Genomic DNA, 7,715 nt, shown 5'->3' on the forward strand with positions numbered 1-7,715 from the left:
CCGCTCGAGGGGTCTCGGTCGGTGTTCGAGACCCCTCTGTCACGCCAGGAGCTCGTAGGCCGCGACCCGGCCCACCGCGACCACGGCCGACGAGGAGGCTGGATGTCCGACCACGTGTCGGCCACGGCGCCCAACGCCCCGACCCGGTCCACCAACCGCGCTTTCAGCACCTTCGCGGGCGCGCTGCTCGCGGCGGGCGTGCTGTCGGCGATCGCCGTCGGCTGGTGGCTGCCCGAGGACCCGGCCGAGCCGCGGCTGCTGTGGACCGGTCCGCTGCTGGTGATCGGCTTCCTGCTGGCCGAGCAGCTGGCCATCAACGTCGACGTGCGCAGCGGTGTCGCGTGGACCATCTCCTTCACCGAGATACCGCTGGTGCTGGGCCTGCTGGTCGCGCCGTTCGAGGTGGTGCTGGCCGCGCACGTGGTCGCGGGCGTGGGCACGCTGCTGGGCAGGCGCGTGCTCGACCGCGCCGTCTACAACGCGGGCCTGATGTTCATGGAGATCTCGGTGGCCTTCGCCGCCGCGGAGGCCGTCAAGCGGCTCATCGGCGACGTCGGCCCCGTCTGGGCGGGCGCGTTCGTCGGCACCATCGCGGTGCCGCTGCTGGCCAGCGTGCTCGGCCTGACCGCGCTGCGGCTGATGGGCAAGGGCATGCGGGTCGCCCCGAGCGTCCGGCTGGTGCTGCAGACCCTGGTCGTCGCGCTGCTGAACACCTCGGCGGGCCTGGCGGGCTACGAGATCGCCAGCCGGGGCCTGTGGGGCATGGTGCTGATCGCGCTGGTCTTCGCCGGCATCACCGCCATCTACCTGGCCTACTCCGGCCTGCTGCGCGAGCAGCGCGACCTGGAGGCGCTCAGCGAGGTCTCGCTGCGGGTGGCCCGCTCCGGCAGGCACGCCACCGGCCCGCGCGGCCCCGCGCCGGACAGCGCCGACGGCCGCGCCGAGGACGACGACGACGAGTGGCAGCTGATCGCCGAGCGCATCCGCGAGCAGCTCAACGCCAACCGGGTCGTGCTGCGGCTGCGCACCGACCCGCAGGCGCCCATGCGCACCCTGGTCGCGGGCGAGCCCCTGCCCTCGTCGCTGCGCCGCGACGAGCAGCGCCTGCCGCGCGAGGACGCCATGCTCCAGCTGCCCGGCACCCAGGTGCGCTACTTCCGCGCGGCGGAGGCGGGCGAGGAGGTCGCCGAGGCGCTGGTCCGCCGCGACGCGCAGGAAGCGCTGGTGGTGCCGCTGCGCGGGGCCACCCAGCTGCTCGGCGCGGTCGAGGTGCACGACCGGCTCAGCCGGTGGCGCGGCTTCGGCCGGGCCGACATCCAGCTGCTGGGCACGCTGGCCAGCCACCTGTCCACCGCGGTGGACAACCGCAGGCTGCTGGCCCGGCTGCGGCACGACGCCTACCACGACCCGCTGACCGGGCTGCTCAACCGCACCGGCTTCCGGGAGGCCGCGGCCGAGCCGCTGCGCGAGTCCGACACCGCCGCGGTGGTGCGCGTCGACCTGGACGTGCTGTCCACCGTGCTGGACGCGCTGGGGCAGGCGTGGGGCAACCGGATGGTGGTCGCCGCGGGCCGCAGGCTGCGCGACGAGCTGGGCCCGGAGGTGCCGCTGGCCAGGCTGGAGGGCGGCGCGTTCGCCGCGCTGCTGGTCGACCGCCAGGCCGAGCGCATCCGCGAGATCGCCGAGCGGCTGCGGGCCTCGCTGTCGGTGCCCTACCCGGTGGACCGGCTCACCGTGGAGGCGGGCGCGGTGGTGGGCTGGGCCTCGACCACCGACGTCGAGGCGGAGGACCCGGACGCGGACGCGCTGCTGCAGGGCGCGGACGTGGCGGTGCGGGCGACCAACGAGAACGAGCCGCTGCGCGCCTACGCGCCCAGCATGGGCCAGATCTTCCTGCGCCGCTTCCAGCTGGTCACCCAGTTCCGCTCGGCGCTGGAGAGCGGCCAGATCTCGGTGCACTACCAGCCCAAGGTGGCGCTGCCCAGCAAGCAGGTGATCGGCGCGGAGTCGCTGGTGCGCTGGAAGCACCCCGAGTTCGGCCGGGTCGACCCCGACGAGTTCGTGCCCGCCGTGGAGGCCACCGGCCTGGTCGACGTGCTCACCGACTTCGTCATGGACAAGGCGCTGGAGCGGGTCCGCCGGTGGATCGACCGCGGCCTGCGCATGTCCATCGCGGTCAACCTGTCGGTGCGCACGCTGGCCGACGAGGAGTTCCCCGACCGCGTGGCCGCCGCGCTGGCCCGCCACGACGTGCCGCCGGAGCTGCTGACCTTCGAGCTGACCGAGTCCGGCGTGATGGCCGACCCGGAGCGGGCGCTGCCGGTGCTGCGGCGGCTGCACCAGATGGGCGTGGTGCTCGCGGTGGACGACTTCGGCACCGGCTACTCGTCGCTGGCCTACCTGCGCCAGCTGCCGGTGGACGAGGTCAAGATCGACAAGAGCTTCGTCCTCGGCATGGGCACCGACCTGGGCGACATGGCGGTGGTCCGCTCCATCGTGGAGCTGGGCCACTCGCTGGGCCTGACGGTGGTCGCCGAGGGCGTGGAGGACGACGCCGCGCGCGACCAGCTGGTGGGCATGGGCTGCGACGTGGCGCAGGGCTACCTGATCTCCAGGCCGCTGTCCGAAGATCGCTTCGAGGCTTGGTTGCACGCACGAACCGTGCAGGTCAGGGGTGCGCGGGATGAGACGGTGCTCACTCTTGTGCACTGAACCCACCCCCCGATTTCACTCTTCGGCCGGGAGTGTGTAGAGTTCACCTCGCTCCGCAAGAGCAAGCCCCTTTAGCTCAGTCGGCAGAGCGTCTCCATGGTAAGGAGAAGGTCTACGGTTCGATTCCGTAAAGGGGCTCCACAACTGGCCGCGGTGCGTGAGCATCGCGGCCGTGTTGTGTGAAGCGGTGTAGCTCAGTTGGCAGAGCAAGCGGCTCATAATCGCTGTGTCGCCGGTTCAAGTCCGGCCACCGCTACGCGAGTGGGCGAGGCATGTCCGCGGAAAGCGCGGACCGGGCTCGCTCCGCATCACACCGGGGGCGCAGCCCCCGGACCCCGCCCGGGGAGGGCTTCGCCCCCCTGGACCCCCTGATCCGGTGGTTGGGTCGGGTGGTGCCGGCGGGGTTGCTTTATCCCGCCGGGGTGGTAAGCCTGCCTCGGGTTTTCGGGGCCACCGAGCTCTAGAAAGGCAAGGACCGTGGCTGCTACCGACGTACGCCCCAAGATCACCCTCGCGTGCGAGGTGTGCAAGCACCGGAACTACATCACCAGGAAGAACCGGCGCAACGACCCGGACCGCCTGGAGATCAAGAAGTTCTGCCCGAACTGCAAGACGCACCGGGCGCACAAGGAGACCCGCTGAGGGTCGTCCGATCCCTGGTTCGCCGCGAGGCCCGTCCCCGAATGGGGGCGGGCCTCGTTGCGTATAGCCTGCTGCGGTGGCTCTTGACTTGTCGTTCGTCGGACGGACCTACCCGGCTGCGGAGCCCTACGAGGTGGGGCGGGAGAAGATCCGGGAGTTCGCCGACGCGGTGGGGGCGGGCAGCGCCGTGCACCGGGATGTCGAGGCGGCTCGGGCCGCCGGGTACCAGGACGTGATCGCGCCCCCCACGTTCGCGACCATCCTGTCGATGAAGGCCAGCGACCAGCTGATCGGCGACCCCGCGCTGGGCCTGGACTACAGCCGGGTGGTGCACGGGGACCAGTCGTTCGTGCACCACCGGCCGATCCGGGCCGGGGACCGGCTGTCGGTGGTGCTGCACGTCGACGGGATCACCTCCCGCATGGGCAACGACATGGTGTCGCTGCGGGCCGAGATCACGGCCGAGGACGGGGAACTGGTGACCACCGGGCGGTCCACGCTCGTGGTGCGCGGGGAGGGTGCGTGATGGTGCTCGCAGCTGCTGACGTGTCCGTGGGGGACGAGCTGCCGCCCGTGTCGCTGCGGATCACCCGCGCCGACCTGGTCCGGTACGCGGGGGCCTCGCTGGACTTCAACCCGATCCACTGGAACGAGCGGTTCGCCCGCGAGGTGGGGCTGCCCGGCGTGATCGCGCACGGGATGCTGACCATGGGGATGGCCGCCCGGATCGTCACCGAGTGGGCGGGCGACCCCGGAGCCGTCGTGGAGTACGGCGTGCGGTTCGGCAGGCCCGTACCGGTGCCTGACGACGACGAGGGCGCTCTCGTGGAGGTCACCGGGAAGGTGACCAAGGTCCTGGAGGACGGCACGTTCAAGGTGAACGTGACGGCCTCGTTCGAGGGCAAGTCGGTCCTGGGCGGCGCCTTCGCCCGCGTCCGCCTCCCCTGACCGCGCCTGCAAGTACTACCCGGCGCCCGCTCAAGGGCCGGTTACTACCACCCGGCCGCCCCGATGGAACCGGGGCGGCCGGGTGGGGTCAGCTCACCTCGCGGAGGAGTTCACCCATGCGGGTGACGCCGGTCTTCAGGTCGTCGTCGCCCAGGGCGTAGGACAGGCGCAGGTAGCCGGGCGTGCCGAAGGCCTCGCCGGGCACCACGGCGACCTCGGCGTGCTCCAGGATCAGCGCGGCCAGCGTGACCGTGTCGGTGATGGTGGTGCCGCGCAGCCGCTTGCCGATCAGCTCCTTGACCGACGGGTACACGTAGAACGCGCCCTTCGGCGTGGGGCAGGTCACACCGGGGATCGCGGACAGCAGCTCGACGATGGTGCGCCGCCTGCGGTCGAACGCCTCGCGCATCTCGTGCGCGGCGTCCAGCGGGCCCGACACCGCCTCCAGCGCGGCGCGCTGGGAGACGTTGGCCACGTTCGAGGTCAGGTGCGACTGGAGGTTGGCCGCGGCCTTGACCACGTCGGCCGGGCCGATCAGCCAGCCGACCCGCCAGCCGGTCATCGCGTAGGTCTTGGCCACGCCGTTGAGCACGATCGTGCGGTCGGCCATCTCGGGCACCGCCACCGGCAGCGACACCGACTCGGCGCCGTCGTAGACCAGGTGCTCGTAGATCTCGTCGGTGATCACCCACAGGCCGTTGGCCAGCGCCCACTGGCCGATCGCGGTGATCTGCTCGCGGCTGTAGACCGAGCCGGTGGGGTTGGACGGCGAGCACAGCAGCAGCACCTTCGCGCGCGGCGTGCGGGCCGCCTCCAGCTGCTCGACGGTCACCAGGTAGTCGGTCGACTCGTCCGCGGTGACCTGCACCGGGACGCCGCCCGCGAGGGTGATCGCCTCGGGGTAGGTGGTCCAGTACGGGGCGGGCAGCAGCACCTCGTCGCCGGGGTCGACGATGGTGGCGAACGCCTGGTAGACGGCCTGCTTGCCGCCGTTGGTGATGAGCACCTGGCTCGCGGGGACCCGGTAGCCGGAGTCGCGCAGGGTCTTGGCGGCCACCGCCTCGCGCAGCTCGGGCAGGCCCGCGGCGGGCGTGTAGCGGTGGTTGCGCGGGTCGGCGCACGCGGCCTGCGCGGCGGCCACGATCGCCTCGGGCGTGGGGAAGTCCGGCTCCCCCGCGCCGAAGCCGATCACCGGCCGCCCGGCGGCCTTGAGCGCCTTGGCCTTCGCGTCCACCGCGAGGGTCGCGGACTCGGCGATGCCGCCGATCCGCTTGGAGATCCTCGGGAAGTCGGGGGTGCCGGTCGCGGGGGTCGTCTCAGGCGTAGCCATGCCGCCAATCGTGGCAGACGACACCACCGGTTTTGCCGCCGGCACCCCCGCTGACCGGGCCAGTTGGAAGAGTGCCCCCGCTGTGCCGTATGCTTCCGGTCTTGGGACGCCATGCCGCTGCCTCACGAGCCACGTGAGGAGGCTGCAAGACGTCCGCAGCCAGGGAGTCCGAGGGCTCCAAAGGGGTGTAGCTCAACTGGCAGAGCAGCGGTCTCCAAAACCGCAGGTTGCAGGTTCAAGTCCTGTCGCCCCTGCGTCGAATCGCGATGGTGAGCGGAGGACGGCATGAGCGAGGGCCGCGAGCAGGACCAGCCGGACGAGCGCGAGCGCGCCTCCCGGCCGGTCACCGCCGCCGCGCGCCGCGAGCGCCGTGGTTCCGCGCGTCCGGCGGGCCGCAAGGACGCCGCGCGCTCCGCCGAGGCGAAGCCGTCGAAGGAGGCCGCCAAGGCCGACTCCGACGCGGAGGCCACCCGCAAGGGCAAGCCGACCAGGGCGCGCGAGGACCGGGAGAAGCGCCCCTCGATCTTCGCGCGGCTCATCCGCTACGTCCGCGAGGTGGTCAGCGAGCTGCGGAAGGTCATCTGGCCGACCCGCAAGCAGATGGTCACCTACACCTCGGTCGTGTTGGTCTTCGTGGCCTTCATGGTGGCGTTGGTGTTCGGCTTGGACGCCGCCTTCGCCTGGGGCGTGTTCAGGCTGTTCGGCTGACGCCGGACCGGCTGACCCGCTCGCGGGCGGGGGCTGGACACGTGATGCACGAAAGGAAGCGAGACCCACAGTGACCTCCGAGAACGGCGTCGACGCCCAGGAGCTGGACGACCTGACCGACGAGCGGGAGCTCACCGCCGAGCAGGACGGTGACGACACCGGGGACGTCGAGGTCGCGACGCCGGAGGACACCGACGGGACCGCGGTGGCCGAGGACGTGGCGGTCGAGGACGTGGCGGTCGACGAGGACGAGGTCGACCCGGCCGCGGAGATGCGCGAGGCGCTGCGCCGCGCGCCCGGCGACTGGTACGTCGTGCACTCGTACGCGGGCTACGAGAACAAGGTCAAGACCAACCTCGAGACGCGCATCCAGACCCTGGACATGGAGGACTACATCTTCCAGGTCGAGGTGCCGACCGAGGAAGTCACCGAGATCAAGAACGGCCAGCGCAAGCAGGTGCAGCGCAAGGTGCTGCCCGGCTACATCCTGGTCCGGATGGAGCTCAACGACGCCTCGTGGAGCGCGGTGCGCAACACGCCGGGCGTGACCGGGTTCGTCGGCGCGACCTCCAAGCCGTCGCCGCTGACCATCGACGAGGTGCTCAAGTTCCTGCTGCCGCAGGTCGAGCAGAAGCCGGCCGCCGGGAAGAAAGCGGCCGCCGCACCGGTTAAGTCCACCGTCGAGGTCGACTTCGAGGTCGGCGAGTCGGTCACCGTCATGGACGGCCCGTTCGCCACGCTGCCCGCGACGATCAGCGAGGTCAACGCGGACGGCCAGAAGCTGAAGGTCCTGGTGTCGATCTTCGGCCGCGAGACCCCGGTCGAGCTGTCGTTCAGCCAGGTCTCCAAGATCTGATCCGGCTTCCTCCGGGGAGCCGGGCAGCCACGCTGCGGCTGGCAGGGCCGCGCGCGGATACCGCGATAGAGGAAGCACGGACATGCCACCCAAGAAGAAGAAGCTCGCAGCTGTCATCAAGCTGCAGATCAAGGCCGGGGCCGCGAACCCCGCGCCGCCCGTCGGCCCCGCCCTGGGCCAGCACGGCGTCAACATCATGGAGTTCTGCAAGCAGTACAACGCCGCGACCGAGTCGCAGCGGGGCACTGTCGTGCCGGTCGAGATCTCCGTGTACGAGGACCGCTCGTTCGACTTCAAGCTCAAGACCCCGCCCGCCGCGAAGCTGATCCTCAAGGCCGCGGGTGTGGAGAAGGGCAGCGGCGAGCCGCACCGCGCCAAGGTCGGCAAGGTCACCATGGACCAGGTCCGCGAGATCGCGCAGACCAAGATGGTCGACCTCAACGCCAACGACGTCGACCAGGCCGCGAAGATCATCGCCGGCACCGCCCGCTCCATGGGCATCACGGTCGAGGGCTGACC

The 7,715-nt window shown here is 71.3% G+C and carries 8 protein-coding genes and 3 tRNA genes; 10 read left to right on the forward strand and 1 reads right to left on the reverse strand.

The annotated features are described in order from the left end of the window. Positions 1–102 precede the first annotated feature (102 nt). The 6 genes from IEZ00_RS16290 to IEZ00_RS16315 all read left to right on the forward strand — a co-directional run bounded on the left by IEZ00_RS16290 (position 103) and on the right by IEZ00_RS16315 (position 4,302). Entirely contained in the window at positions 103–2,712 is a 2,610-nt protein-coding gene (locus IEZ00_RS16290) for a putative bifunctional diguanylate cyclase/phosphodiesterase (RefSeq protein ID WP_189224109.1), read from the forward strand. A gap of 65 nt (positions 2,713–2,777) precedes the next feature. Continuing rightward, a tRNA-Thr gene (locus IEZ00_RS16295) sits at positions 2,778–2,853 on the forward strand. Positions 2,854–2,895: 42 nt separating this feature from the next. Next, positions 2,896–2,968: transfer RNA gene (locus IEZ00_RS16300), tRNA-Met, on the forward strand. A gap of 221 nt (positions 2,969–3,189) precedes the next feature. Then, the gene (gene rpmG / locus IEZ00_RS16305) at positions 3,190–3,354 is read left to right on the forward strand and encodes a 50S ribosomal protein L33 (RefSeq protein ID WP_189224110.1); all 165 of its coding nucleotides are present in this window, start codon (positions 3,190–3,192) and stop codon (positions 3,352–3,354) included. A 76-nt stretch (positions 3,355–3,430) separates the two neighbouring features. Then, on the forward strand, positions 3,431–3,880 hold the full coding sequence (locus IEZ00_RS16310; protein ID WP_189224111.1) for a MaoC family dehydratase N-terminal domain-containing protein: 450 nt from the start codon (positions 3,431–3,433) through the stop codon (positions 3,878–3,880). Further along, the gene (locus IEZ00_RS16315) at positions 3,880–4,302 is read left to right on the forward strand and encodes a MaoC family dehydratase (protein WP_189224304.1); all 423 of its coding nucleotides are present in this window, start codon (positions 3,880–3,882) and stop codon (positions 4,300–4,302) included. Before IEZ00_RS16310 ends, IEZ00_RS16315 begins: the two co-directional genes overlap by 1 nt. 88 nt (positions 4,303–4,390) lie before the next feature. Here IEZ00_RS16315 and IEZ00_RS16320 read toward each other — a convergent pair whose 3' ends face one another. After that, positions 4,391–5,632: a pyridoxal phosphate-dependent aminotransferase gene (locus IEZ00_RS16320; RefSeq protein ID WP_189224112.1), complete on the reverse strand. Its 1,242-nt coding sequence runs from the start codon at positions 5,630–5,632 to the stop codon at positions 4,391–4,393. Between the two features lie 181 nt (positions 5,633–5,813). Between IEZ00_RS16320 and IEZ00_RS16325 the strand changes: the two genes are divergently transcribed. The 4 genes from IEZ00_RS16325 to rplK all read left to right on the forward strand — a co-directional run bounded on the left by IEZ00_RS16325 (position 5,814) and on the right by rplK (position 7,713). Further along, positions 5,814–5,886, forward strand: a tRNA-Trp gene (locus IEZ00_RS16325). A 31-nt stretch (positions 5,887–5,917) separates the two neighbouring features. After that, complete coding sequence (secE, locus tag IEZ00_RS16330) at positions 5,918–6,340, forward strand: preprotein translocase subunit SecE (RefSeq protein WP_189224113.1); 423 nt, start codon at positions 5,918–5,920, stop codon at positions 6,338–6,340. 70 nt (positions 6,341–6,410) lie between these two features. Then, positions 6,411–7,196: a transcription termination/antitermination protein NusG gene (gene nusG, locus IEZ00_RS16335; RefSeq protein WP_189224114.1), complete on the forward strand. Its 786-nt coding sequence runs from the start codon at positions 6,411–6,413 to the stop codon at positions 7,194–7,196. Positions 7,197–7,278: 82 nt separating this feature from the next. Next, the gene (gene rplK, locus IEZ00_RS16340; protein ID WP_189224115.1) at positions 7,279–7,713 is read left to right on the forward strand and encodes a 50S ribosomal protein L11; all 435 of its coding nucleotides are present in this window, start codon (positions 7,279–7,281) and stop codon (positions 7,711–7,713) included. The last annotated feature ends 2 nt before the right edge of the window (positions 7,714–7,715 follow it).

The sequence above is a fragment of the Saccharothrix coeruleofusca genome (assembly GCF_014648515.1).
GTDB classification, from domain to species: Bacteria; Actinomycetota; Actinomycetes; order Mycobacteriales; family Pseudonocardiaceae; genus Actinosynnema; species Actinosynnema coeruleofuscum.